We start from the raw sequence: 24,320 nt of genomic DNA on the forward strand, positions 1-24,320 counted from the left end.
ACCCGGCTACTGCGCTTCTGGATCACGCACAGGTAACAAAAAACTGCGAAGGCGTTGCGGCGTACTCAAAGGGGAAGGTTCAGGGCTGAGCCTGGGCGTAGGCCTGGTCGAGTGAAACCCAGCGCTCCAGCGGCCCCTTGCGTGAGGCGTAGCGAATCAGCAGCCAGTTGCCTTGCTGATCCAGCACGTCGCAGACGTCCCCCTCGATCAGATAGGCCTTGCTGCGACTGGCGTGGTCCGGACGCTGGTGGAGGTAGAGGCGTGAGCTGGGCACTGTCCAGGTCAGGGGCCGATCATCGTCGTCGAGGGCGCGGCTGGCGATGATGTTGCCCTCAGGGTCGAGGGTCTTCTCAAAGACGGCAAAGAACACGGGAGCATCGGGGTCGTAGTCGTGGCGCACCTGCAGCGTCTTGTATAGCCACGGGACGCCGGACTCATCGAAACGGTAGGCGTCGTAGTACCAGCGCGGCCCGCTGCGGCAGTGGCTGTAGAGAGCTCGCTCCTCATTATTGGGCTGCAGCTCAGACAGCCATGAGCAATTGACGCGTTCCATCAACGCCGGCGGCATCTGCAACCGCTCGAAGCGGTGCTGGGCCGGGCGGTAGAGGTAGATGTGGTAGGCCGAGTTGACCATCCCGACCGGAACTCGAATTGCCAGATCCGGGTGGCCGTCGAAGTTGTAGTCCTCGCTCTCGAAGCTCGGTGCCTCTGCATCGTTGCCTTCAGGGATGCTCAATGCGAGGCGGCTGCCGTCGGGTTGCTGCAGAAAATAGCGTTCGCCTTGCTGCTGAACCTGAGCATGCTGCCCAGGTTCAGGTTCGAAACGGGGTAGATCGGCCAGAGCCAGGTTGGGCAGCAACAGCAGGCCGGCGAGGGGGCGATACAAGGGCAAGAGGGCAGTCCTTTGCGAGTGACAGGCGCCATTGCGCGCCTGTCCTTGATGGGTTCAGCGCGGCAGTTCGATGCGCGTGGTTTCGTCTGGCACTTGCGGCCAGTCACCAGCGGCCCAGCGTTGGCGCGCCTGGTCGATCAGCTCCGAGGTGGTGGCGACGAAATTCCAGTTTATCCGCCGCGGCCCGATGGGCTCGCCGCCGATCAGCGCCAGGTGGCACTCACCACAGGCGCTGAGCAGTGGCGTTTCGCCGGCGGCAATCACGGCCATGCTGTGCCTGGGCAGCACCTCGCCATCGAGTTCCGCTTCGCCAGCGATCAGGTACAGGGCGCGTTCACTGTGTTCGGCCGGAATCAGCAGGTTGGCCCCGGCGGCCAGGTGCAGATCGGCATACAGGGTCGGTGAACGAACCGGGACCGGCGACTCCATGCAAAAGCCGCTGCCGGCGATCAGGGTGATCTGCACGCCCATGGCATCGCTGCGCGGCAGCGAGTCGGCCGGGTGATGGCTGTAACTTGGCTCGCACTGCTCGTCGGCTTCTGGCAGCGCCAGCCACACCTGCAGGCCGTGCACCCGTTTGCGCTGGTCAAGTTGCTCGGGCGGTGTCCGCTCGACGTGGGCGACGGCGCGGCCTGCGGTCATCCAGCTGACCTCGCCAGGCTTCACCACCTGATCGGAACCCAGGCTGTCCTTGTGCAGCAACTGGCCTTCGAACAGGTAGGTGAGGGTGGACAGGCCAATATGCGGGTGCTGGGCGATGTTCATGCCGCTGCCGGCGGGGTAGTCCTGCTCCAGCATGTGATCGAAGAAGACGAAGGGACCGATGCTGCGAAAGCGCGCCGAGGGCAGGGGCCGCAGGATCGGTTGCCCGGCGATGTCCTCGGCACGCGGGCGAATCAGTTGCAGCTCGCTCATGCCGAGGCTCCAGCCAGACGGGTTTCGACCTGGATGTCGGTGCTGGTCATCAGCTTGTGGATCGGGCACTTGTCGGCGACACGCAGCAGTTGCTGGCGCTGCGCGTCGTCCAGCGGACCTTTGAGCGACAGCTCGACGATCAGGCGGTAGTTGCCTTCGCGTTCTTCGCTGTCGTCACGCTCGACGCTGACGTCGATGCCCTCCAGTGGCAGGCCGCGCTGGCGCGCATAGAGCAGCAGGGTCATGGCCTTGCAGGTGCCGAGCGAGGCGTCGAACAGATCGTGCGGATCGGGGCCGCCATCCTCGCCACCGAGCTCGGCCGATACGTCGCCGAGCAACTGGTGCGAGCCGATTTCGATCTGCTGCTGAAGGCCCTTGCTGTTATGAATACGGATCATGGCGCTTCCCTGTAGGCGTGACGGCGATGCTCGTCAGCCTAGCCCAGGCAAGCGTGCTCATACCAGTGCCGACAGCCGCACGTCGGCGCCCAGCACACGTAACAGGCGGCCCTGACCGTCGACGATAGGTACCGACACGGTGAAGCAGAAATCATCGGTTGCCGAAGAGCGGTAGACCTGGGTGATATGGCCTTGCATCCGTTCGACCACGGCGCGGAACCAGGGGCGCTGGCTCCAGTCGCGGCCACGACAGCTGGCCGCTTCGTTGTGCGTCACATCACTGGCGAAGATGTTCTCGGATATCTGCACGCCGCGGTTGTCGACCAGGTAGAACAGCTCGAAACGGCTGTCGCGCGCCAGTGTCTCGGCGAGTAGCCGCTCGGCTGCCGTGACGTCGCCGGCCAGCTCGGCGCGTGTCGCCAACTGCTCGACACTGGCGCGCACGGCGGCGTGGATTTCCAGGCGGAAGTCGCCAAGACCGGCGAGCAGGCGATCCCCGTCCTCGCGAACAGCCTTGCTGTGATGGAGCACCTGACCGGCTTTGCCGAGCAACTCGCCGGCAATCTGGGCAATGTTCTGCACGTCGCCGTTGATCGAGCGTACGGCCTGGCCGATCTGCTCGGTGCCTGTGGCGATCTGGCCGACCTGGCCATCCAGGCGATCCATGGCCTGGCGCGTGCTTTCCAGCCCCTGGCTGACGGCGACAATGCCGGTGCGACCGTCAGCCACGGCCTGGTTCATGTGTTGGCCGGCATCGCCGAGCTGCTGCATGCCATCGCGGAAGCGTTCGATGATGCTGCTGACCTGGCCTGTGGCCTCGGTGGTATGCCCGGCCAGTCGACGAACCTCCTCGGCGACCACTGCGAAACCACGGCCATGTTCGCCGGCACGCGCGGCTTCGATGGCTGCGTTGAGTGCCAGCAGGTTGGTTTGCTGGGAGATGCTGGCGATGACGCCGATGACCTTGCTCACCTCATCGAGCTGTCCGGCCAGTTGCTGGATGACCTGACCCAGCTGCGCTTCGCTGGCATCGATCACTTCGACTTGGCGCAGCACGGCCTGGCCACTTTGCTGGCACTGCTGCAGGGTCGCGGAAACCTCGGCGGACAGCCGCGCCACCTCGCCTGCACCCGTTACCAGTTCAGCGTCCAGGGTGGTGGTGACCTGTTCGCTGGCGCTGGCGATCAGCTCCGAGGACTGCGCCAGGGTTTGCCCGCTCTGCTGGTTGGCGGCGGCGATGCGGGCCAGTTGCGGGGCATGCGCAGCGATGCCGACGGCGGCACCCAGGCTGGCGCGAATGCGTTGCTGCAGACCCGCACTGAAATCGTTCAGGCGCGTCATCCATTGATAGTGGTCCGGGAGGCGAGTGGTGAGATCGTGTTGTTGGAACAGTGCGTCCAATGCGGCCTCGTCCTGAGCTCTGCGGGCTGGCTTGCGCAGCAACTGCAACATGGTGATTCCCCTTTCTGGTCTGCCTGAGGTGCTGCAAGCCAAGTGCCATCATTGGCGCGCGTGCCCATGGCCGTCCCGGGTGTTCAGCCCGCTTTCCATGTATCGATATGGTGCGGCCACAGGTTTTGCCTGCTTCTTCCAGGGGCGCTGATGCGAGTTGGTGACGCGTGATCGCCGAACTTGCTCCGCAACTCGGCGGTCTATGCTGCTCATGCCGTCAGGAGGACTCGTCTTGCTCATATCTCGTTCCATGCCATGGATATTGGCGCTCAGCAGCGTCTTTGCCTGCAGCGCTCAGGCTCGTGACTACCGTTACAGCGACGCGCACCTGCACTATGTCGACTTCTTTCAGGAAAGCGCCGGCATGGATGAGTTGCTGGAGAAGATGGCGGAAAACAACGTCGATCACGTGATGTTCTCCGGTATTCCAGTGGCCAAGAAGTGGGACGAGGACGAGCCCAAGCGTCCGCGCTACTACGCTGGTGATGACGCCAATGCCTACTGGTACAGCGCGACCGACGTGTTCATCGCCGCTGCCTACAAGCGTCTGCCCGCCGAGCAGCGCAAGCGCTTCCATCCGTTCCTTTCCGGCTTCAACCCCAACGACAAGAATGCCGATGCGCATATCCGCCGCATGCTGGAGCTCGACCCCGGCCTGTGGCAGGGCATCGGCGAGGTGTTCACCCGTCACGACGACCTCACCGCGCTGATCCACGGCAGTGCGCCACGCGCCAACAACGAGGCGCTGGCGCGGGTCTTTCACCTGGCGGCCGAATATGACCTGCCGGTGATGCTGCACTCGAACATCACCTCCAAACGTGAGCGCGAGCCGATCTATCTCGAGGAGATCGAGGCGCCTCTGCGCAACCACCCACATGTGCGCTTCATCTGGGCGCATGCCGGTACCAGTGCCGAGATTCATCGGCATCAGGAAAAGCTCGGCTTCCTGCTGGAGACCATCGAACGCATGCTCGGCCAGTACCCGAATCTGTACATCGATCTGTCCTGGACCATGCTGCATCCCTATCTGCTGGACGAGAACGGCAAGCCTGACCCGAAGTGGGTGCACCTGGTCAGCAGTTACCCGGAGCGCTTCATGCTCGGCTCTGACGTGGTCGGCCGTTTCGGCAGCCTGGGCGAATACATGAAGGGGTTCGACCCCTTCCTCGATGCCTTGCCCGAGGACGTGGCGCACAAGGTGGCACGCGACAACTTTCTGTCCGTGTTGCCGCGCAAGGTGCAGGCCGAGCTGGACCCATAGAGTTGACGTCGCGCAGTGGCGACCTCCTATGACCTTCTTCCTCAGGGAGAAGGCTGCGCGTAGCGCCGGATGAGGGAGGGCATGTTCCTTAGCGCATCTGTCATCAGGCTGTCACTCGGGCGTCATAGGCTCGCGCTCATCTCAACGAGGAGCGCACCATGCATTACACCCGAGTGGCCATGATGGCCGGTCTATTCGTCTGGGCAGGTCTGAGCCAGGCGGAAGTTCGCGTCGAAGGTCCGGTCGAGTACGGCGTCTTCAGCAGCCAGTACCAGGACTTTCAACCAGGCGAGCGAGTGCTCACCCGCAGCAATCAGGAAATCCAACGCACCGACCAGGTTCCGGCCAAGCTCGGCACCAAGTTCGGCATGCGCTACAGCCTGGCCGGCAAGCGCGAGGGTGAAGCTCCGCTGACCCTGCTGTACCTCACGCCCGGTGTGGTTACCCCGGATGGCCAGCGTCATGACAAGTTCGAAGTGCAGCAGAAGCTGGTGCTCGGCGCGCCGCAGGATGTGATGGCGTTCGAGTTCACCGAACACCACGAAGTGGTGCCCGGTGAATGGCATTTCATCGTTTATCAGGGCGATCGCAAGCTGGCCGAACAGCGTTTCACCGTGCGCTGATCAGAGCAGGATGATCGCCCAGCTCAGGGCGATCATCAGCAACGCGACCATCTGTGCCGCACTGCCCATGTCCTTGGCCTGCTTGGACAGCGGGTGCAGGTTCAGGGAAATGCGGTCCACCACCGCTTCGATGGCGGAATTGAGCAACTCCACCACCAGTGCCAGTAACGGCACCAGAACCAGCACCGCCCGTTCCGCGCGACTGACGTCGACTACCCATGCCAGCGGCAGCAGTACCAGATTGAGCCACACCAGCTGGCGGAACGCCGCCTCACCCTGGTAAGCGGCGCGCAGCCCGGCGAGCGAATAGCCGGTGGCATCGAGAATACGCGTCAGGCCACGCCGTCCCTTGAACGACAACGCATCCAGATCGGGGCTTTCATTCATGTCTGCAGCCCGCCCCAGGGTGTGTTCAGCGCCTGCTGGTACGCCTGGCGCAGGTAGAGCATGTCGGCTTCGGGCATGGCGCCGCGATGCCGGTCCAGCTGGCCCAGGTCGCGCCGCGCTGCGCTGGCGGCACGCCAGCGTCGGCGGCTTTTTTCCAGGTCCAGCAGGGCAATGTCCACATCGCCATCGCCATGTGCCTTGACGAACAGGTGCTTGGCGTAGCAGCAGCCGTGTTGCCAGCCACCCAGATGCAGGCGCGCCAGGGTTGCGGCAAGACGCTGCAGCATCCGTTGGTTGAGCTGCGGCGCATGCGGCTGCTCGTACCACTGTTCCAGGCTGACGAAGCCCTTCAGTGCTTCGGTGATCAGCAGCGCCTGCCACTGTCCGCCCTGTTTGCGAGCCGCACAGTAGACGATGTTCGGCGTACGCACACCCAGGCGGGCAAGGGCACGGTAGGCTTGCAACTCACGCAGGATGGTCGGGCGCCCCCACGGATGGCGCACCGAGCGGTAGATATGCCCGCTCTGGCGCTTGCAGAACAGCGCTGGCCGGCTGGCATCCCAGTGTTGCAGCAGGCGCACGCCGCTTTCGCCGCCACGGCGTTGATTGGCCGGTTCGACCCATTCGCCCGGGCTGTGCCACCAGCGGTCGAATTCGGTAGAGGGCAGGGCGGTCAGGGCCTGTTCGCTGAGAATACCCATCTCAGGCCACCTTGCGCAGGACGTAGGTGCGCCACATGGCGTAGCCGGGCAGGAAGTCCAGGTGGCCGAGAATGCTGAAACCGGCCTGGTGGAATTCGTTCTCCAGCGTGCTCCTGGCCACGACGAAGCGGTTCTGGTTTTCCGAGGCGCGGCCCTGGGCGGCACGGCGCGCTTCCAGACGCTTGCGTTTCCAGGCCTTGTAGTTGCCATCGACCCACAGCGACACGATCACCGTATCGCGGCTGACGCGATGAAACTCGCGCAGGATGGCCAGGCGGTGTTCGGCCGATTCGATGTGATGCAGCAGACGGATGCAGAAGATGCAGTCCACCGCGTTGTCGCCCAGATCGATATCGAATGCGGAGGTGCGGAAACTGTTGACCCGCGCCACCACTTGGGGTGGCTGGGCGGCACGTGCGGTGGCGATCATGTCGGCCGAGTTGTCGGCGGCGAAGATCACCCGGTTTGGTTGCTCGCAGAGCATCGGCCAGAAACGCCCGGCACCGCAGGGCAGATCGAGCACCAGGTTGGGCTCATCGGCAAGCTTCAGTGCGTGGCGCGCGACCTGCACGTCACGCCAGTGCGACAGGCGCCTGGCCAGGCCGTCCTGATGCTTGTGCAGGTACTGCTGGGAGTGGTCGCGGTCGTACTTGCGGGAAAATTCCAGCTCGATGGGGCTTTGCTTGGTCATGGCGAACGTCCGGCAAATGGGTCACGTTCGCCACCCTAGAGGTCAGGGCATCAAGATCACGTCAAAGGGCTGTGAAAATTTCGTCAAACGCTGCTGGTATTCAGCGTTACCCGGAAACGGGTATGGCCCGGTTCGCTCTGCAGGCTGACCTGCCAGCCCTGCTTGGCGCAGATCCGCTTGACCAGCGACAGCCCCAGGCCAAGCCCTTCGCCTCGGGCCTGCGCGCCGCGTACGAAGGGCTGGAAGATCCGCTCGTGCTGCTCGATCGGTATGCCTGCGCCGCTGTCTTCGATGCGGAAGGCGCCCTGTTCGAGGATCAGGCGCACGCTGCCGTGTTCGGTGTAATGCAGGGCATTGCGCAGCAGGTTGGCCATCACCGTGGCGAGAAAGGTGGCGTTGTACTGCCCATGATCCTCGCCCTCGACCTGCATCTGGAACGCCAGACCCTTTTCCTCCATCAGTGCGCCCCAACGACAGGCCTGCTCCTCGGCGACACTGGCCAGGGAGCGCTCGCCGATGAACACCGCTTCGTTACTCTTGTCGCGCGCCAGTTGCAGAAAGGTCTGCACCAGTTCGCGCATTTCCTCGCAGGCGCGGGCGATGCGCGCGACCTGTTCCTTCTCGCGCGGGGCCAGCGGCGCCTCGCTGAGCAATTCGCAGGAGGAGGCGATGATCATCAGCGGCGTGCGCAGTTCATGGCTGACATCGCTGGTGAACAGGCGTTCGCGCTCCAGCGACTGGCGTACCTGGCCGAGGGTGCTGTCGAAGGCTGCGGCCAATTGGCCGATCTCGTCGTCCGGATAGTCTGGCGCCAGTGGCGGTGCCAGTGGGTGCAACTGATCGCGATGCCGCACTTGTTGGGCCAGGCGTGTCACCGGCGCCATGACCTTGCGTGCCGTCACCAGGCCCAGGCCCCAGGCCGCAATCACGGTGAGCAGGAAACCGGCGAGGACAACGTTGAACAGTGCGCTCTCGCGGGCTTCGAACTCCTCCTGTTCCTGCACCAGCATGTAGGTCTGGCCATTGATCTCCTGCACATAGACGTAATAGGCCTGATCACCGTTGACCACTTCGTTGAAGCCCTCTTGCAGGCCCTTGTACTCCGCTGGAATGGCGTATTGGGCCTGATCGGAGGAGAAGAACCGGGTGCTGCTGTCCAGCCGTGGAGCGAGGTCCTGGCTGATGTCCTCCTTGAGGGTTTCGTCCAGTTGGCGACTCATGTCCTGTGACACCAGATGCTCTTCGATGAAGTGCACCACGGCGACGATGCTCAGGGAAAACAGGCCGCTGACCATCACGGTCATCAGCACGAAGGCGATCAGGATGCGCCGCTCGAATGGTTGCTTAGACAGCATCGGTGCTCTCCGCCAGGCGATAACCGACGCCATGGATGGTGTGCAGCAGCGGTGTGGGGAAGGGTTTGTCGAGCACCTGGCGCAGCTGATGGATGTGGCTGCGCAGGCTGTCGCTGTCCGGGCAATCGTCGCCCCACAGGGCTTCTTCCAGGGCCTCGCGGCGCACCACGGCCGGGCTGCGCTGCATGAGGATGGCCAGTAGCTTGAGCCCCAGCGGGTTGAGCTTGAGCGGCTGACCGGCGCGGCTGACGTGCAGGGTGTCGAGGTCATAGTTGAGGTCGGCGACCTGCAGCTGGCGTTTGCGGCTGCCGCGGCTGCGGCGCAGGATCGCCTCGATACGTGCCACCAGCTCGGACAGGGCAAAGGGCTTGATCAGGTAATCGTCGGCGCCGGCGTTGAGCCCCTGCAGGCGGTCATCCAGCGCATCGCGAGCGGTGAGCATGAGAATCGGCACCTCGCTGCGACCGTCTTCGCGCAGGCGCTTGCACACCTGATAGCCGTCGATGCCGGGCAACATGATGTCCAGCACGATCAAGTCGTAATGGCCGCTGCTGGCCAGGTGCAAGCCACTCAGGCCGTCCTGGGCACAGTCCACGGTAAAGCCCTTGAGCTGCAGGTAGTCGAGCACGTTGGCGAGGATGTCTCGATTGTCTTCGATGACCAGAATACGCATCGGCGGTTAGTCCCGGGTTTGACGATTTTTTCACACGGCTTTGACGAAGGGCTCACGACGCGGGGAGCAGACTTCGGCTCGTTCATCCAACAAGGATCATACGATGCCACGGCTTCAATACGCGCAACTTCGTTATCTGTCGATCATTCTGTTGGTCTGGCTGGCAGTTTTCTTCCTTACCCGCAGCGTGCTGCTGATCAGCCATCTGGGCGATGCCGGCATCACGCCGGTCAACCTGCTCGGCCTGTATGCAGTCGGCTTGGTCTATGACCTGAGCTTTCTGCTTTACGCCGCTGCGCCGATGGCGCTGTACCTGCTGCTGTGTCCGGCCTGGCTGTGGCAGCGGCGCTGGCACCAGCGGCTGTTGATCGGCGTGCTTGCCGTCAGCATCTTCGTGATGCTGTTCACCGCCGTGGCGGAGTGGCTGTTCTGGGACGAGTTCGGGGTGCGCTTCAACTTCATCGCCGTGGATTATCTGGTGTATTCCAAGGAGGTGGTGGACAACATCCTCGAGTCCTACCCGATCTACCCGTTGCTGGCGCTACTGGCTGCCCTGGCGATCGGCCTCACCTTCGCTCTGCGGCGTGTCCTGCGCGATGCGCTGCAGGCACCGCGCCTGCCGTTCAAGCGCGCGGTGCCAGGCGTGATGCTGCTGGCCATGCTGGTCGGGCTGTGCCTGGTCGTGGTCGGCCAGGACGCACCGCGTGGGCTGGGCGGCAACACCTATCAGCGTGAACTGGCAAGCAACGGGCCTTACCAGTTCTTCGCCGCCTTTCGTAACAACGAGCTGGATTACCAGCAGTTCTACGCAACCTTGCCGGATCAGGCCGTGGCCAGCTTGCTGCGTGAGGAAGTGGCTGAGCCCAATGCACGCTTCATTGGCAGCGACCCCGAAGACATTCGCCGGGTGATCGACAACCCGGGCCAGCCAAAACCGCTCAACGTGGTGCTGGTGACCATCGAAAGCCTCAGTGCCAAGTACCTGGGCAGCTTCGGTGACACCCGCGGCTTGACCCCGAATCTCGATGAGCTGCGCAAGCACAGCCTGGTGTTCACCAACTTCTATGCCACCGGCACCCGCACCGACCGTGGCCTGGAGGCGATCACCCTGTCCATGCCGCCGACGCCGGGACGCTCCATCGTCAAGCGCATCGGCCGAGAGGCCGGTTACGCCAGCCTGGGTCAGCAGTTGGGCGCCAAGGGCTATGACAGCGTGTTCATCTACGGCGGGCGCGGTTACTTCGACAACATGAACGCCTTCTTTGGCGGCAACGGCTACCGCATCGTCGACCAGAGCAGCGTCGCCGACGCCGACATGAGCTTCCAGAATGCCTGGGGCATGGCCGACGAGGATCTCTATCACCAGGCGATGAAGGTGGCCGATGCCGACCACGCCAGTGGCAAGCGTTTCTTCCTGCAGCTGATGACCACCTCCAACCATCGCCCCTACACCTATCCCGATGGCCGTATCGACATCGAGTCGGGCGACGGGCGCGAGGGCGCGGTCAAGTACACCGACTATGCCATTGGCCAGTTCCTCGCCGAGGCGCGCAGCAAGCCGTGGTTCGACGACACCCTGTTCGTCTTTGTCGCCGACCACACCGCCGGCAGCGCCGGACGCGAAGACCTGCCGGTGGCCAACTATCACATCCCGTTGTTCGTCTACTCGCCCAAGCACATCAAACCTGCCGAGTACGCCGACGTGGCCAGCCAGATCGACGTGGCGCCGACGCTGATGGGGCTGCTGAACCTGGACTACGTGTCGACCTTCTTTGGCCGCAACGTGCTGCGCGAGGATCACGCAGCAGGCCGCGCCCTGCTGGGTAACTACCAGCACCTGGGGCTGTTCGACGGGCACGATCTGGCGATTCTCAGCCCGCGCCAGGGCATGCGTCGCCACGAAGATGCCCTGGGCCGCAGCCGCGAGGCTCAGGTCGGCACTGATGATCCGCTGATGCAGCGTGACATCGCCTACTACCAGGGCGCCAGCCATGCCTTCGGCAAACGCCTGATCGCCTGGCACCCAGACGATCAGTCAGATCAACGCATGAGCCAGCGCTAAGGAGCGACCATGCCGTCTCGTTATTTCAATTTTCGCCTGGCGCTGGGCATTCCGCTGTTGTTGATGGCGCTGATGCTGGTGATCGATCCCAGTCCGGTGGATTTCGCCCTGGCTAATCTGTTCTACCAGCCTGGCGAAGGCTTCATCGGCCGCCACAGCTTCTGGCTGGAAGACATTCTGCATGACCGCGCCAAGCAGGCGGTGATCGTGCTGGGTGTGCTGGCCATCGCCGGCTTCGTGCTCAGTCTGCTGCCGACGCGCTTGCGCGTCTGGCGCCGTCAGCTGGGTTACCTGGTGCTGGCGCTGGGCCTGTCGACTTCGGTGGTCACTCCGCTGAAGACGCTGACCGGCATGCACTGCCCCTGGAGCCTGAGCGAGTTCGGTGGCCAGGAGCAGTTCACGCCGCTGCTCAGCGAACGCGCGCCTACTGCCAACCCTGGCCGTTGCTGGCCCGGCGGCCATGCCACGGCCGGCTTCTCGCTGCTGGCGCTGTTCTTCGTGCTGCGCGACCGCCGACCACGGCTCGCGCGCGTGGCGCTGGCATGCGCTTTGGGGCTCGGTTCGCTGTTTTCCCTGGGGCGCATGCTGCAGGGCGCACATTTCCTTTCACACAACCTGTGGACGCTGCTGATCGACTGGGTGATCTGCGTGCTGACCTATCGCTGGCTGCTTTACCGCGTCCCTGTGGCGCGTAGTTCCTATCAAGAGACCGTCCTGGGAGAAACCTGCCGATGAACCGAATCGTACAGAGCCTGTGCCTGGTGCTGGCAGCCCTGGTGTTCTTCAGTGCATTGCTGGCACTGCCCTTGAGCATGGCCTGGGGGGCGACGAGCTCGCCGGCAGCGCCCCTGCAGGGCGTGCGTCCAGGCAACTGGGCGCAGCCGTTGGACTCGCGCATCAACCTGTATCGCATGACGCCCGATCTCTATCGCAGCGCGCTGCCAGCGGCGAAGGACTGGCCGCAGCTGCAGGCGCTCGGCGTTGCCACGGTGATCAACTTCTATCAGAAGAGTGACGAGCAGTGGCTGCGTGATCCGCGTGTACGCCAGATCCAGTTGCCGCTGCATACCGACCGCATCGACGACACCGATGTGATCGAGGTGATGCGCAGCATTCGCCAAGCGCAGGCCCAGGGCCCGGTGTTGATTCATTGCAAGCATGGGCAGAACCGTACCGGCTTGATCGCGGCGATGTATCGCATCATCTATCAGGACTGGAGCAAGGAGCAGGCGCTGGCAGAGATGGCCGGTGCTGGCTTCGGCGGTGAAGACCGCATGGGCGATGCCGAACGCTACATTCGTGGTGCCGATGTCGGCGCCTTGCGCACGGCGCTGGAAAGCGGCGCCTGCAGCACCAGCCCCTGGGCGCTGTGCCAACTCAAGACCGCGCTTTCCGACTGGATTGGGGGCGCCTGAGATGACGGCATGCCAGCGGATGCTGCTCGGCGGATTGCTGGTCATGCTCACCGCCTGCCAGAGCCTGCGCGAAAGCATGCTGGCTGCCGACTATCCGCCAGCCTTCGTCGATGGTTTCGAGGCGGGCTGCCAGAGTGGACGGGCAGCCGCCGGCCCGTTGGGCGGTTACACCAAAGCGCTCAGCCGCTATCAGTCCGAGCCTCTGTACACGCAGGGGTGGGACGATGGCTTTCGGCAGTGCGAGCAGAGCCAGCAACGTGATGACTGGCATGTCAGCAGGGAGCAGGACTGGCGTGATGCCGAATGGCGCCACCATGTTGACCAGGCGATGGCCGGGGCGCTGCGTCGTTAAGATTTTCTTTTTTCTGATCAAGAGTGCGTGGATGGCGTCGATAAGAGATTAGGGATTAGCGCAATCTCCAAGGTCCTATGCCAGGCAAGGCTATGGATGTCTCGATTTGTGCGCGCAAAAGGGAGTTTCACGAAATGTCACTGCGTAATGTCTCTATCGCCCCACGGGCGGCTATTGGATTCGGGCTGGTTGCTCTGCTTGTTGTACTGCTCGGGATTTTTTCACTGACGCAGATGGGGGCAATGCGTGAAAAGTCCGATGAGATCAACGAGAACTGGCTGCCAAGCGTCCTGGCCATTGGTGACGTCAACGTCAACGTCTTGCGTTTGCGCGCCATTACCCTGCGCTTGATCCTCAATCGTGATTCAGCCCAGGTGCAGAACAATCTTCGCCTGGCTGAGGAGTTGCGCTCATCCCTTGGCAAGAGTCTGGGGAGTTATGAACAACTGATTTCCAGCGCCGAAGAACAGGGTATCTATGACGAGTTCAAACGTGCCGAAGCAGCTTACCTGCAGGAGCAAGGCCGTATAACGGAGGCCGTTCGTCAAGGTGATTTCGAGGCGGCTGCCGAGGTCGTTGGCGGTTCGATCAACCAGCATGCCGATGCCATGCTGAAGAACCTCATCAAGCTGACTGAGATCAACAGGCTAGGTGCTCTGGGCGCCGGGGAAATGGTTGACGAGGTAACCGTGTCTGCGCGGATCTGGGTAATCGCCATGATGATCCTGGCGACCCTGATCACTGTCGCGCTGGCGCTGCTGCTGACGCGCAGTATCGTCGCGCCGTTGAGTGAGGCGGTGCGGGTGGCGGAGCAAGTCGCCTCCGGCGACTTGACGCAGAGTATTCACACGGAAGGGAAAGACGAGCCTGCGCGCTTGCTCGGCGCCCTGAAAGACATGCAGCAGAGCCTGCGTACCACCATCCAGGGCATTTCCGATTCCTCCAACCAGCTAGCGTCGGCATCGGAACAACTGCATGCGGTGACCGAGGATTCGACTCGCGGTCTGCATCAGCAGAACACCGAGATCGAGCAGGCCGCCACTGCGGTTAACGAGATGACGGCGGCGGTCGAGGAGGTGGCGCGTAACGCCGTGAGCACCTCCGAAGCCTCGCGCGAGTCGACCGTCACGGCCCAGCGTGGGCGTGAGCAGGTGCACCAGACCGTCGACTCCATCGGCCAACTGGCTAGCGATGTCACCACCACTTCAGCGGAGATCGAGCAGTTGGCTGAGCGTGTGCACGAGATCAGCAAGGTGCTTGACGTGATTCGCTCCATCGCCGAGCAGACCAACCTGCTGGCACTCAATGCCGCCATCGAGGCTGCTCGGGCTGGTGATGCAGGTCGCGGCTTCGCTGTAGTAGCCGACGAGGTGAGGGCGCTGGCCCATCGCACCCAGCAGTCGACCCAGGAAATCGAGCAGATGATCGGCGGTATCCAGGGCGGAACGGATCGCGCCGTCAGCGCCATGCAGAGCAGTACCGGGCGTGCCCGCTCCACGCTTGAGGTGGCCCAGGCTGCCGGCGTGGCGCTGGAGCAGATCACCCAGGCGATCTCCTCGATCAACGAGCGCAACCTGGTGATCGCCAGCGCTTCCGAGGAGCAGGCGCAGGTCGCGCGTGAGGTGGACCGCAACCTGGTCAACATCCGCGATCTGTCGATGCAGACGTCAGCCGGGGCCAATCAGACCAGTGCATCGAGCCAGGAGTTGTCGCGCCTGGCCGTCGACCTGAACAACCTGGTGACGCGCTTCAAGGTCTGAGGCAGGGCCACAAACGAAAACGGCGCCCGAAGGCGCCGTTTTCATTACCGCAGCAGTTACTTGCCTGCCCAGCGCTTGAGCACCAGCGTGGCGTTGGTGCCGCCGAAGCCGAAGCTGTTGCTCATCACGGTGTCGAGCTTGGCGTTTTCGGCGGTCTTGAGCTGGATTGGCAGGTCGGCCACTTCCGGGTCGAGCTCGTCGATGTTGGCCGATGCGGCGATGAAGTTGCCTTCCATCATCAGCATGCAGTAGATCGCTTCCTGCACGCCGGCAGCGCCGAGGCTGTGACCGGACAGGCTCTTGGTCGAGCTGATGGCCGGAGCCTTGTCGCCGAATACGGCGCGCACACCTTTGATTTCCGCGACATCACCAACCGGCGTCGAGGTGCCGTGGGTGTTCAGGTAATCGATCGGAGTGTCGACGGTTGCCAGCGCTTGCTGCATGCAGCGAATCGCACCTTCACCGCTCGGAGCGACCATGTCGTAACCGTCGCTGGTGGCACCGTAACCGACGATTTCGGCGTAGATCTTGGCGCCGCGGGCCAGAGCGTGTTCCAGCTCCTCGACCACGACCATGCCACCACCACCGGCGATGACGAAACCGTCACGCTTGGCGTCATAGGCGCGGGAGGCTTTCTCCGGCGTCTCGTTGTACTGGGTGGAGAGGGCGCCCATGGCGTCGAACAGGCAGCTCTGGCTCCAGTGCTCTTCTTCACCGCCGCCGGCGAAGACCACGTCCTGTTTACCCAGCTGGATCTGCTCCATGGCCTGGCCGATGCAATGCGCACTGGTGGCGCAGGCCGAGGAGATGGAAAAGTTCACGCCCTTGATCTTGAACGGCGTGGCCAGGCAAGCCGATACGGTGCTGCCCATGGTGCGGGTCACGCGGTATGGGCCGATGCGCTTGACGCCTTTTTCGCGCAGGGTGTCGATGGCTTCCATCTGGTTGACGGTGGAGGCACCGCCGGAGCCGGCAATCAGCCCGGTACGCGGGTTGGAAATCTGCTCTTCGCTGAGGCCGGAGTCCTTGATCGCCTGTTCCATCGACAGGTAGGCGAAGGCCGCCGCATCGCCCATGAAGCGATACAGCTTACGGTCGATCAGCTCTTCCAGGTTCAGGTTGACCGAGCCGGACACCTGGCTGCGCAGGCCCATCTCGGCGTAGGAGGGATTGAAGCGGATGCCGGACTTGCCTGCGCGCAGGCTGGCAGCTACGGCTTCTTTATCAGTACCCAGGCAGGAAACGATGCCCAGACCGGTGATCACTACACGACGCATGTGCAAGTCCTTCAGAAACTGTCGGTGGAGGTGAACAGGCCGACGCGCAGGCCTTCGGCGCTGTAGATCTCGCGACCGTCGACGGCCACGGTGCCATCGGCGATGCCGAGGATCAGTGAGCGGCTGATGGTGCGCTTGATGTGAATGTTGTAGGTGACCTTCTTGGCGGTCGGCAGAACCTGACCGAAGAATTTCACTTCGCCACTACCCAGGGCACGACCACGGCCCGGGTTGCCTTGCCAGCCGAGGTAGAAGCCGACCAACTGCCACATGGCGTCGAGACCGAGGCAGCCCGGCATCACCGGGTCACCCTCGAAGTGGCAACCGAAGAACCAAAGGTCCGGATTGATATCGAGCTCAGCGACGATTTCGCCCTTGCCGTACTTGCCGCCGGTTTCACTGATGTGAGCGATGCGATCGATCATCAGCATATTTGGGGCGGGCAGTTGCGCGTTCCCCGGGCCGAACAGTTCGCCGCGGCTGCAGGCGAGCAGGTCTTCCCGAGTGTAGGCGTTTTGTCTTGTCATGCGAGCTCCTCAATTGTCCCCACGCTTCTAAGGCTGGGCGAATCGTCCTGGCCGGCTACGCCCGGTAGGGGTATGCCGGCAGCCTAGTCATAGACTGTTGCGTTGTGGTGAAAGTCACAGCGCAGTGAGTACAGTTGTACTCTGCTAGTTCCGTATTGTCACAGGACAGCAGTTTCCCCTTGTAACTCGGGCTTGTCACGGGCGCCAGTCACTTATGTCCGGACTGGCAGCCAACGCACCAGAATGCGCTGCAAGTCAGCCCGTTTGAACGGTTTTGCCAGGTAATCGTTCATTCCCGCTTCCAGGCAGGCTTCGCGGTCACCCTGCAGGGCATTGGCCGTCAAGGCGATGATGGGTACCTGTTGTCCCTGTTCGAGCTGACGGATCTGCCGCGTGGCCTCGTAGCCATCCATCAGCGGCAGGCGACAGTCCATCAAAATCGCGTCGTAGTCGTGCTGGGCGACGCTCTGCACCGCTTGCTGGCCATCGCCGACCAGACTGACCTGATAGCCCAGGCTGCGCAGCATGGCTTCGATCACCGTCTGGTTGACCGGGTTGTCCTCGACCAACAGCACGGCCTGGCCGTCGCCGCTGCCGAGCGCCTGGTTGTCGCTGCTGTGCAAATGCTCGCTGCAAGGCACAAAGGGCAACGGTATTTCCAGGGTGAATACCGAGCCTTCGCCTAATTGGCTTTCCGCACGCAGGGTGCCGCCCATGCGCTCGGCCAGGGTGCGGGCAATCGGCAGGCCAAGGCCGGTGCCGCCGTAACGCCGAGAAATCGAGGTGTCGGCCTGCTGGAAGGCATCGAACATGTGCTCCAGGCGCTCGGCATCGACGCCGATACCGCTGTCATGCACGGCGCAGGTGAACCACAGCACCTGCTCGTCCAGCTTCTGCCAGCGGGTCTCCACGCGGATCTGGCCTTCTTCGGTGAACTTCAGCGCGTTGCCGACCAGGTTGACCAGAATCTGCCGGATGCGTGTGGGGTCGCCGCGCACTTCCAACTGGTCGAGGCCGGTTTGGGTTTCCAGCAGCAGGCGCAGGCCACGTTGCTGGGCGCTGTGCTGGAACACCTGCACCGAGCCTTGCAGCAGCTCCAGCAGGCTGAAGGGAATGGCTTCGAGCTCCAGCGCACCGCGTTCGATCCGCGAGAAGTCGAGGATATCGTTGATCACTTTGAGCAGGTGTTCGGTGGACTCGGTGGCCAGGGCAGCGTATTCGGTCTGTTCGTCATTGAGACTGGTGGTTTCCAGCAATTGCAGCATGCCCAGCACACCATTCATGGGGGTGCGCAGTTCGTGGCTCATCATCGCCAGGAAGTCGGACTTGGCGCGGTTGGCCTGCTCGGATTCCTCGCGGGCCTGAATCAGTTCGGCAATCGCCTGCTGCTGCTCCTGGCCGCTTTGCTCGAGCGCGCGAGCCAGGTTGTTGATGTGCCGGGCCAGGTCGGTCAGCTCGTCGTTGCCGCGCTCGGCCAGGGATGGGCGGTAGTCGCCGCTCTGGATGCGCTCCAGAGCCAGCCCCATGGCGCTGAGCGGTTGCGCCAGGCGTTTGGCCAGGCGACGGGCGAGGAGGAAGGTCAGAAGCAGGGCGAACAATGACAGAACGCCGGCCTTGAGCAGGATTTCCTGCTGACGGGTGTTGAAGGTGTCGTTGGACATGCCGACCACGACCCGCCCCAGGTAACCGTCGCCGAGCACCTTGCTCAGCGGCGGCAGTGTCTGCAGGTGGGAAGGCGGTCCCTGCAGACGAATCGGCGCCTGGAACACCTCGACCTGCGGGGTGCTATGACCTTGTTCCTTGGGCAGTTCCACGTACACGAGGATGTCGTCGTTGCGATCACGAACTTCTGCAAAGCGCACGTCAGGGGTGCTCAGGGTGGCGCGCAGCAGGGCCTCCAGGCTTTGCAGGTTGCCATTGAGCACGCCATATTCGGTGGCAGGGGCGAGCTGATTGGCGATCAACTGACCGGTGTGGCCTTGTTCCTGGCGCAGATCCTGCAGGCGTGTGAAGGTCAGAAAGCCGGTCAGCAGCAGCGTCAGCAACAGCGCGGGACCAACGCTGATCAGCTGGGTACGGGTATGGATGTTCCAGCCGCGGCGCTGACCGATGGCCATGCCGTCCCTGGTGGTTGGCGGCTCCGCTGTCTGCTGACGAGACGAGCTGGGCGGGGGCAAGGGGCTGCCTGTGGGCACGAATCGTCCTTGGCAATTAACGTCGATCCGGCATGTTAACCGACCGGCTGCGCTTTGCCAGTCTCAGGCGTGCGCACTCTGCGGTAATTCTCGTTTGTCTGCCTCGATAGGCGGCCAGCACTGAACTTTTGCCCTGGCCGGGTACTCTCGGCTCCGTATAATGCCTGCAGACCGCCATCACCAATGGCCTCATTCGGAAGACCTATGACACAGCTTCAACCCATTGCCGTAATCGGCGGCGGCAGCTTCGGCACCGCCTTGGCCAATCTGCTGGCGGAAAACGGCCAGCGCGTCCTGCAGTGGATGCGCGACCCCGAGCAGGCCGAGCAGATGCGCCAGAGCGGGGAAAACCCGCGCTACCTGAAGGGCGTCAAGCTGCATTGCGGTATCGAGCCGACCAGCGACCTTAGCGGTGTGCTGCAGCAGGTCGAGCTGGTGTTGGTCGCGTTGCCTTCCAGCGCCCTGCGCGATGCCCTGCAACCCGTCGCGCCGCTGCTGGCGGGCAAGATGCTGATCAGTACGACCAAAGGCATCGAGGCCAAGACTTTCAAGCTGATGAGTCAGATTCTCGAAGAGATCGCCCCCGATGCGCGTATCGGTGTGTTGTCCGGGCCGAACCTGGCCAAGGAGGTGGCCGACCACGCTCTGACCGCGACGGTGATCGCCAGTGAAGACGAAGAACTGTGCCTGCGCGTGCAGCAGGCCCTGCATGGGCGGACCTTCCGTGTCTACGCCAGCGCCGACCGTTTCGGCGTGGAGCTCGGCGGGGCGCTGAAGAACGTCTACGCCATCATGTCCGGCATGGCGGCGGCGCTGGGCATGGGCGAGAACACCAAGAGCATGCTGATCACCCGCGCCCTGGCAGAGATGACCCGTTTCGCGGTCAAGCTCGGCGCCAACCCCATGACCTTTCTCGGCCTGGCGGGCGTCGGCGACCTTATCGTCACCTGTTCGTCACCGAAGAGTCGCAACTATCAGGTGGGCTTCGCCCTGGGCGAAGGTCTCAGCCTGGAAGAGGCCGTGCAGCGTCTCGGAGAAGTCGCCGAAGGGGTCAACACACTGAAGGTGCTCAAGGCTCGCGCCGAGGAGCTGGACGTGTACATGCCACTGGTCGCAGGTTTGCATGCCATTCTTTTCGAGGGGCGTACGCTGGCTCAGGTCATCGAACTGCTGATGCTCGGCGAGCCCAAGACCGATGTCGATTTCATCCCTACTGCGGGTTTCTGAGCCCGGCAGCCAATCAAGGAGCGTGAGTCATGAGCGATGAAAAACAGGAACTGGAGCGTGAGTCGATTCTGCTGCGCATTCTGTGGATGGTGATTTTCGTCATCGTCTGGCAACTGGCCGAGGTGGTGCTCGGTGCGGTGGTACTGCTGCAACTGGGATATCGCCTGTTCTACGGGGCGCCCAATGGCGGACTGATGAGTTTTGGTGACAGCCTGAGCCAGTACCTGGCGCAGATCGGTCGTTTCGGTACCTTCAATACCGACGAAAAACCCTGGCCGTTCGCTGATTGGCCTGCGCCGCGCACGCCGGAAGGCGAAACCGCACACAGCATCCCGCCAGCGCCACATCCGGTGCGCGACGAGGAGCCCAAGCTGTGAGGCTATGGCTGCTGCGTCATGGTGAAGCCGAGCCGCAGGCTGAAAGCGATGCGGCCCGCGAGCTGACTGCTCACGGTCGCAATGAAGTGCTGCAGGCAGCCGCTCAGCTCGCCGGCCGGCCATTGACTGCCATTGTTGCCAGCCCCTATGTGCGTGCTCAGCAGACGGCCGAGCTGGTACGCGGCGAACTGGGCTTCGCCGGCAAAGCCGTTACGGTGCCCTGGCTGACCCCGGACAGTGATCCGCGCGAAGTGCTGAAGCATCTCGATGAGCGTGAAAGCGCCGAGGTGCTGCTGGTCAGCCACCAGCCTCTGATTGGTGCATTGGGTGGGTTGTTGGTGCACGGTCATCGTCAGGAGCCGTTGCCCATGCGCACTGCCAGCCTGGCCGAGCTGGAAGGCGACATTCCGGCCGCCGGGTTGATGGAACTGCTGGCGCTGATCCATCCCCGTTGAGCCCGCAGCGCCTTTCGCGGCGCTGCAGGTGCATCCCGCCTGGCCTTCGTAGGAGCATGCAAATGTTCCAGGCGAGAAACATTTCTTAACTTGCGCCTCTTTTGTCTGCGTGGAATATTCAACCAAGCAAATGCTTGGTTGATTCCTACAAAAACAACAAAGGAGCAAGCCCCGTGGCTGATGCAATCCGTTTGCCGCTCGAGCTGTTTTACGAACGTGAAGCAAGGCACCCGAACAAAACCTACATGGTGCAGCCTCTGGGGGGCGGCCAGCTGCTGGAGCTGAGCTGGGCCGATGTCGGCGAACAGGCACGTCGAGCCGCCAATTGGCTGCGCAGCCGGGAGTTGCCGCCCTGCAGCCGTATCGCCATCATTTCCAAGAACTGTGCGCACTGGATCATCACCGACCTGGCCATCTGGATGGCCGGTCATGTTTCGGTGCCGCTCTATCCCAATCTCACCGCCGACTCCATGGGCCAGGTACTGGAGCATTCCGAGGCGGCATTGGCTTTCATTGGCAAGCTCGACGACTGGGCGTCGATGGCGCCGGGGCTGCCGCAGGGGTTACCGACCGTCAGCCTGCCACTGCATCCGCACGGCGAATTCGATTACCGCTGGGACGACCTGCAGCGCAGCGCGCCGATTCAGGATGACCCCAAGCCTGCAGCCAACCAGTTGGCGACCATCATCTATACCTCCGGCACCACCGGCATGCCCAAGGGCGTGATGCACAATTTCTCCAATTTCGGTTTCGCTGCCAGCAATGCCATCACGCTGTTCGGCGTGGGTGAGGATGATCGGCTGATCTCCTACCTGCCGCTGTGTCACGTGGCCGAGCGCATGTTCGTCGAGTTGGCGTCGATCTATGCCGGGCAGACGATCTTCTTCGCCGAAAGCCTGGATACCTTCCTCGCCGACCTCAAACGCGCACGGCCGACGGTGATGTTCGGCGTGCCGCGCATCTGGACCAAGTTCCAGATGGGCGTCTACAGCAAGATGCCGGCGCAGAAGCTCGACCGCCTGCTGCGCCTGCCGATCATTGGCCACTTCATCGGGCGCAAGGTCCTCGCCGGGCTTGGCCTGGACGCCATTCGCTACGCGCTGTCCGGCGCTGCGCCGGTGCCCGAGACGCTGCTCAACTGGTATCGCCGCCTGGGTATGGAGATCCAGGAGGTCTACGGCATGACCGAGAACTGCGGCTATTCCCACGTGTGCCGACCTGGCAAGTTCAAGCAGGGCTGGATTGGCCAGAACAATCCGGGTGTCGAGGTGCGCATTGCCGAGGATGGTGAAGTCCAGGTGCGCAGTGGCGCGACCATGCAGGGCTACTACAAGGATCCGCTCAAGACCGCCGAGGCGCTGACCGACGATGGTTTCTTGCGCACTGGCGACAAGGGGGAGCAGGACGCCGAGGGCAATCTGCGCCTGACCGGGCGAATCAAGGAAATCTTCAAGACCAGCAAGGGCAAGTACGTGGCGCCAGCGCCGATCGAGAACCGCATAGGCGAGCACTCGCGTATCGAGCAGGTGTGCGTGGTTGGCGATGGTCTGCCGCAGCCCATTGCCCTTTGCGTGCTTTCGGACGTGGGGCGTCAGGAGGCGGCCAACGACAACCGTGATGAGTTGGAAAGCAGCCTCAAGGCCTTGCTCGCCGAGGTCAACGGTTGTCTCGATCATCATGAGCAGCTGCAGGGACTGGTGCTGGTCAAGGACGTCTGGGCGGTGGAGAACGGTTTCCTCACGCCGACTCTGAAGATCAAGCGCGCGGTGATCGAGGGCACCTACGGCGGGCGTTTCGCAGAGTGGCAGCAGCGCAGCGAAGCGGTGCTCTGGCACGATTGATCATGAATGGGCCGGCCTCTGCCGGCCTGGTTTTTCGACGCGGCAGGAGGAATGCTGGCATGGCACTGTGGCAACGACCGCCTGATATCGATGCGCTCAATGCGACCCTGAAAAACAGTATTGGCGAGGTGCTGGACATTCGTTTCGAAGCCTTCGACGACGAATCGCTCAGCGCCAGCATGGCGATCGACTCGCGCACCCATCAGCCCTACGGCCTGTTGCATGGCGGTGCGTCGGTGGTCCTGGCGGAAACGCTGGGTTCCACCGCCAGCTACCTGTGCATCGACAGCAGCCGTTTCTACTGCGTCGGCCTGGAGGTCAACGCCAACCACCTGCGTGGCCTGCGCAGCGGACGCGTACATGCCGTTGCGCGGCCGGTGCATCTGGGGCGTACCACGCACGTCTGGGATATTCGCCTCAGTGGCGACGACGGCAAGGCCAGTTGCATCTCACGGCTGACGATGGCCATCGTGCCTCTGGGTGAGCAAGCGCCGAAACGCTGAGAGTCTGTCCAAAGGCTGCTGCGTTGAAGCTACAGCCGGTGAGCTGCGCTTTGGCGTCTGGGTCGTGCTGTCAGGTGCCAGCTCACTGGCCTTTTGGCCGACTCTGATGCCTGCAATTTCATCCAAGATTTACCCGGCTCACGGCGCTACAGTACGCGCATGGATCACATCACTCACATTCAAAGCAGCTTGCCTGGCGTCCGTCTGATCGATGCCGAGTACCGCCGCTTCGCCTTTCCCCGGCACTTTCATCTGGAATATCACGTCGGCCTGCTGATACAGGGGCAGCATCGCTACGCCTATGGTGGTGAGCGCCGGCATGTCGGGGCAGGGGACGTGCTGCTGATGGCGCCGGAAGGGATTCACGACGGCGCCTGTCTGGATGGGCAGAGCTACCGCATCCGGGTGATGGCATTCGATCCCTCCTGGCTGGACGAGGCGAGTCGCACCCTGAGCGACGGCCGCCAGGGCGCACCACGTTTGACCACCAGCAGCTTGCGTAACTCTCTGCTGTCGCAGCACCTGCAGCGATTTCATGCGGCGATGCTGGAAGGTTCGCAACTGGCCCAGGAAGAGGCGCTCTGGCAGGCATTGGCCCATCTGCTGGAAATGGGGTCGACCTTGCGCGTCAGCGAGGCGCATCGCGTTTTCGATCATCACACCTGGCAGCAGCTGCGCGACTGGCTGGAAAGCCGTCTGGACAATCCGCCCTCGCTGGAGGAGATCGCCGTGTTCTGCGCCATGAGCCCGTGGCAGGCACTGCGACGTTTTCGCCAGCACACCGGCTTGCCACCCCATCAGTGGCTGATGCAGCTGCGCCTGCAGCGAGCGTTGCCGCTGGTGCTGGCCGGACAACCCTTGAGCGAGATCGCCCTGCGCCTGGGCTTTTACGACCAGGCGCATTTCTCGCGGCTGTTCCGCCGCACCTACGGTCTGCCGCCGGCGCGCCTGCGCCAGGGCTGATCCACCCGCACATCCCGT

At 63.0% G+C, this 24,320-nt stretch carries 25 protein-coding genes; 13 read left to right on the top strand and 12 right to left on the bottom strand.

What is annotated here, in order from left to right:
- Positions 1-79 precede the first annotated feature (79 nt).
- Genes PCLY_RS10370 through PCLY_RS10385 form a run of 4 tightly spaced genes read right to left on the bottom strand, consistent with a single transcriptional unit; the run spans position 80 to position 3,657 of the window.
- Positions 80-892, bottom strand: coding sequence for an XAC2610-related protein (locus PCLY_RS10370; protein WP_061239221.1), 813 nt, complete (start codon positions 890-892; stop codon positions 80-82).
- Between the two features lie 54 nt (positions 893-946).
- Positions 947-1,807, bottom strand: a complete 861-nt coding sequence (locus PCLY_RS10375; protein ID WP_061239222.1) for a pirin family protein — start codon at positions 1,805-1,807, stop codon at positions 947-949.
- On the bottom strand, positions 1,804-2,205 hold the full coding sequence (locus tag PCLY_RS10380) for an OsmC family protein (RefSeq protein WP_061239223.1): 402 nt from the start codon (positions 2,203-2,205) through the stop codon (positions 1,804-1,806). Before PCLY_RS10380 ends, PCLY_RS10375 begins: the two co-directional genes overlap by 4 nt.
- Before the next feature lie 57 nt (positions 2,206-2,262).
- Positions 2,263-3,657, bottom strand: a complete 1,395-nt coding sequence (locus tag PCLY_RS10385) for a methyl-accepting chemotaxis protein (protein WP_061239224.1) — start codon at positions 3,655-3,657, stop codon at positions 2,263-2,265.
- A gap of 250 nt (positions 3,658-3,907) precedes the next feature.
- Between PCLY_RS10385 and PCLY_RS10390 the strand changes: the two genes are divergently transcribed.
- Together PCLY_RS10390 and PCLY_RS10395 are read left to right on the top strand one after the other, a co-directional pair.
- On the top strand, positions 3,908-4,918 hold the full coding sequence (locus tag PCLY_RS10390) for an amidohydrolase family protein (protein ID WP_061239225.1): 1,011 nt from the start codon (positions 3,908-3,910) through the stop codon (positions 4,916-4,918).
- A 158-nt stretch (positions 4,919-5,076) separates the two neighbouring features.
- Positions 5,077-5,541 (top strand): DUF3859 domain-containing protein, encoded by a 465-nt coding sequence (locus tag PCLY_RS10395; protein WP_061239226.1) that lies wholly within the window; start codon positions 5,077-5,079, stop codon positions 5,539-5,541.
- On the opposite strand, the gene PCLY_RS10400 is transcribed toward PCLY_RS10395, so the two are convergent.
- The 5 genes from PCLY_RS10400 to PCLY_RS10420 form a co-directional block, all read right to left on the bottom strand.
- Positions 5,542-5,928, bottom strand: coding sequence for a diacylglycerol kinase (locus PCLY_RS10400; protein ID WP_061239227.1), 387 nt, complete (start codon positions 5,926-5,928; stop codon positions 5,542-5,544).
- Complete coding sequence (locus PCLY_RS10405) at positions 5,925-6,629, bottom strand: lipopolysaccharide kinase InaA family protein (RefSeq protein ID WP_061239228.1); 705 nt, start codon at positions 6,627-6,629, stop codon at positions 5,925-5,927. Before PCLY_RS10405 ends, PCLY_RS10400 begins: the two co-directional genes overlap by 4 nt.
- A 1-nt stretch (position 6,630) precedes the next feature.
- Entirely contained in the window at positions 6,631-7,320 is a 690-nt protein-coding gene (locus tag PCLY_RS10410) for a class I SAM-dependent methyltransferase (protein ID WP_061239229.1), read from the bottom strand.
- An 83-nt stretch (positions 7,321-7,403) separates the two neighbouring features.
- A complete protein-coding gene (locus PCLY_RS10415; RefSeq protein WP_061239230.1) occupies positions 7,404-8,675 on the bottom strand; it encodes a sensor histidine kinase in 1,272 nt (423 codons plus the stop codon).
- Positions 8,665-9,348 carry a response regulator transcription factor gene (locus PCLY_RS10420; protein WP_061239231.1) on the bottom strand — a complete coding sequence of 228 codons (684 nt, stop codon included), beginning with the start codon at positions 9,346-9,348 and terminating at the stop codon, positions 8,665-8,667. The genes PCLY_RS10415 and PCLY_RS10420 overlap by 11 nt, the downstream gene beginning before the upstream one ends.
- 103 nt (positions 9,349-9,451) lie before the next feature.
- Between PCLY_RS10420 and PCLY_RS10425 the strand changes: the two genes are divergently transcribed.
- The 5 genes from PCLY_RS10425 (at position 9,452) to PCLY_RS10445 (ending at position 14,937) form a co-directional block, all read left to right on the top strand.
- A complete protein-coding gene (locus PCLY_RS10425) occupies positions 9,452-11,410 on the top strand; it encodes an LTA synthase family protein (RefSeq protein WP_061239232.1) in 1,959 nt (652 codons plus the stop codon).
- A gap of 9 nt (positions 11,411-11,419) precedes the next feature.
- Positions 11,420-12,145: a phosphatase PAP2 family protein gene (locus tag PCLY_RS10430; RefSeq protein WP_061239233.1), complete on the top strand. Its 726-nt coding sequence runs from the start codon at positions 11,420-11,422 to the stop codon at positions 12,143-12,145.
- Complete coding sequence (locus PCLY_RS10435; protein WP_061239234.1) at positions 12,142-12,825, top strand: phosphatase domain-containing protein; 684 nt, start codon at positions 12,142-12,144, stop codon at positions 12,823-12,825. Before PCLY_RS10430 ends, PCLY_RS10435 begins: the two co-directional genes overlap by 4 nt.
- Position 12,826: 1 nt before the next feature.
- The gene (locus tag PCLY_RS10440; RefSeq protein WP_061239235.1) at positions 12,827-13,177 is read left to right on the top strand and encodes a hypothetical protein; all 351 of its coding nucleotides are present in this window, start codon (positions 12,827-12,829) and stop codon (positions 13,175-13,177) included.
- A gap of 134 nt (positions 13,178-13,311) precedes the next feature.
- On the top strand, positions 13,312-14,937 hold the full coding sequence (locus PCLY_RS10445) for a methyl-accepting chemotaxis protein (protein ID WP_061239236.1): 1,626 nt from the start codon (positions 13,312-13,314) through the stop codon (positions 14,935-14,937).
- A 56-nt stretch (positions 14,938-14,993) separates the two neighbouring features.
- Here PCLY_RS10445 and fabB read toward each other — a convergent pair whose 3' ends face one another.
- From fabB to PCLY_RS10460, 3 genes are all read right to left on the bottom strand, one after another.
- Positions 14,994-16,214: a beta-ketoacyl-ACP synthase I gene (fabB, locus tag PCLY_RS10450; protein WP_061239237.1), complete on the bottom strand. Its 1,221-nt coding sequence runs from the start codon at positions 16,212-16,214 to the stop codon at positions 14,994-14,996.
- Positions 16,215-16,225: 11 nt separating this feature from the next.
- On the bottom strand, positions 16,226-16,741 hold the full coding sequence (fabA, locus tag PCLY_RS10455) for a 3-hydroxyacyl-[acyl-carrier-protein] dehydratase FabA (protein WP_003240795.1): 516 nt from the start codon (positions 16,739-16,741) through the stop codon (positions 16,226-16,228).
- A gap of 212 nt (positions 16,742-16,953) precedes the next feature.
- A complete protein-coding gene (locus PCLY_RS10460) occupies positions 16,954-18,852 on the bottom strand; it encodes a response regulator (RefSeq protein WP_197432177.1) in 1,899 nt (632 codons plus the stop codon).
- Positions 18,853-19,140: 288 nt separating this feature from the next.
- Between PCLY_RS10460 and PCLY_RS10465 the strand changes: the two genes are divergently transcribed.
- From PCLY_RS10465 to PCLY_RS10490, 6 genes are all read left to right on the top strand, one after another.
- The gene (locus PCLY_RS10465; protein WP_061239239.1) at positions 19,141-20,163 is read left to right on the top strand and encodes an NAD(P)H-dependent glycerol-3-phosphate dehydrogenase; all 1,023 of its coding nucleotides are present in this window, start codon (positions 19,141-19,143) and stop codon (positions 20,161-20,163) included.
- A gap of 29 nt (positions 20,164-20,192) precedes the next feature.
- Positions 20,193-20,540, top strand: a complete 348-nt coding sequence (locus PCLY_RS10470; protein ID WP_061239240.1) for a DUF4389 domain-containing protein — start codon at positions 20,193-20,195, stop codon at positions 20,538-20,540.
- Positions 20,537-20,995: a phosphohistidine phosphatase SixA gene (gene sixA, locus PCLY_RS10475; RefSeq protein WP_061239241.1), complete on the top strand. Its 459-nt coding sequence runs from the start codon at positions 20,537-20,539 to the stop codon at positions 20,993-20,995. Before PCLY_RS10470 ends, sixA begins: the two co-directional genes overlap by 4 nt.
- 173 nt (positions 20,996-21,168) lie before the next feature.
- Positions 21,169-22,836: an AMP-binding protein gene (locus PCLY_RS10480; protein ID WP_061239242.1), complete on the top strand. Its 1,668-nt coding sequence runs from the start codon at positions 21,169-21,171 to the stop codon at positions 22,834-22,836.
- 59 nt (positions 22,837-22,895) lie between these two features.
- Complete coding sequence (locus PCLY_RS10485) at positions 22,896-23,339, top strand: hotdog fold thioesterase (protein WP_061239243.1); 444 nt, start codon at positions 22,896-22,898, stop codon at positions 23,337-23,339.
- 159 nt (positions 23,340-23,498) lie between these two features.
- On the top strand, positions 23,499-24,302 hold the full coding sequence (locus PCLY_RS10490; protein ID WP_061239244.1) for an AraC family transcriptional regulator: 804 nt from the start codon (positions 23,499-23,501) through the stop codon (positions 24,300-24,302).
- Positions 24,303-24,320: the final 18 nt, after the last annotated feature.

The organism is Ectopseudomonas composti (genome assembly GCF_001567565.1).
Taxonomy (GTDB): domain Bacteria; phylum Pseudomonadota; class Gammaproteobacteria; order Pseudomonadales; family Pseudomonadaceae; genus Aquipseudomonas; species Aquipseudomonas composti_A.

Excerpts from the sequence above, each read along its gene's own strand:
- PCLY_RS10390 (WP_061239225.1), top strand. The coding sequence starts at position 3,908 with ATGCCATGGATATTGGCGCTCAGCAGCGTCTTTGCCTGCAGCGCTCAG.
- PCLY_RS10410 (WP_061239229.1), bottom strand. The coding sequence starts at position 7,320 with ATGACCAAGCAAAGCCCCATCGAGCTGGAATTTTCCCGCAAGTACGAC.
- PCLY_RS10400 (WP_061239227.1), bottom strand. The coding sequence starts at position 5,928 with ATGAATGAAAGCCCCGATCTGGATGCGTTGTCGTTCAAGGGACGGCGT.
- PCLY_RS10380 (WP_061239223.1), bottom strand. The coding sequence starts at position 2,205 with ATGATCCGTATTCATAACAGCAAGGGCCTTCAGCAGCAGATCGAAATC.
- PCLY_RS10395 (WP_061239226.1), top strand. The coding sequence starts at position 5,077 with ATGCATTACACCCGAGTGGCCATGATGGCCGGTCTATTCGTCTGGGCA.
- PCLY_RS10440 (WP_061239235.1), top strand. The coding sequence starts at position 12,827 with ATGACGGCATGCCAGCGGATGCTGCTCGGCGGATTGCTGGTCATGCTC.
- PCLY_RS10425 (WP_061239232.1), top strand. The coding sequence starts at position 9,452 with ATGCCACGGCTTCAATACGCGCAACTTCGTTATCTGTCGATCATTCTG.
- PCLY_RS10485 (WP_061239243.1), top strand. The coding sequence starts at position 22,896 with ATGGCACTGTGGCAACGACCGCCTGATATCGATGCGCTCAATGCGACC.
- PCLY_RS10405 (WP_061239228.1), bottom strand. The coding sequence starts at position 6,629 with ATGGGTATTCTCAGCGAACAGGCCCTGACCGCCCTGCCCTCTACCGAA.
- PCLY_RS10470 (WP_061239240.1), top strand. The coding sequence starts at position 20,193 with ATGAGCGATGAAAAACAGGAACTGGAGCGTGAGTCGATTCTGCTGCGC.
- PCLY_RS10430 (WP_061239233.1), top strand. The coding sequence starts at position 11,420 with ATGCCGTCTCGTTATTTCAATTTTCGCCTGGCGCTGGGCATTCCGCTG.
- PCLY_RS10375 (WP_061239222.1), bottom strand. The coding sequence starts at position 1,807 with ATGAGCGAGCTGCAACTGATTCGCCCGCGTGCCGAGGACATCGCCGGG.
- fabA (WP_003240795.1), bottom strand. The coding sequence starts at position 16,741 with ATGACAAGACAAAACGCCTACACTCGGGAAGACCTGCTCGCCTGCAGC.
- PCLY_RS10420 (WP_061239231.1), bottom strand. The coding sequence starts at position 9,348 with ATGCGTATTCTGGTCATCGAAGACAATCGAGACATCCTCGCCAACGTG.
- PCLY_RS10435 (WP_061239234.1), top strand. The coding sequence starts at position 12,142 with ATGAACCGAATCGTACAGAGCCTGTGCCTGGTGCTGGCAGCCCTGGTG.
- PCLY_RS10415 (WP_061239230.1), bottom strand. The coding sequence starts at position 8,675 with ATGCTGTCTAAGCAACCATTCGAGCGGCGCATCCTGATCGCCTTCGTG.
- PCLY_RS10490 (WP_061239244.1), top strand. The coding sequence starts at position 23,499 with ATGGATCACATCACTCACATTCAAAGCAGCTTGCCTGGCGTCCGTCTG.
- PCLY_RS10445 (WP_061239236.1), top strand. The coding sequence starts at position 13,312 with ATGTCACTGCGTAATGTCTCTATCGCCCCACGGGCGGCTATTGGATTC.
- PCLY_RS10465 (WP_061239239.1), top strand. The coding sequence starts at position 19,141 with ATGACACAGCTTCAACCCATTGCCGTAATCGGCGGCGGCAGCTTCGGC.
- fabB (WP_061239237.1), bottom strand. The coding sequence starts at position 16,214 with ATGCGTCGTGTAGTGATCACCGGTCTGGGCATCGTTTCCTGCCTGGGT.
- PCLY_RS10385 (WP_061239224.1), bottom strand. The coding sequence starts at position 3,657 with ATGTTGCAGTTGCTGCGCAAGCCAGCCCGCAGAGCTCAGGACGAGGCC.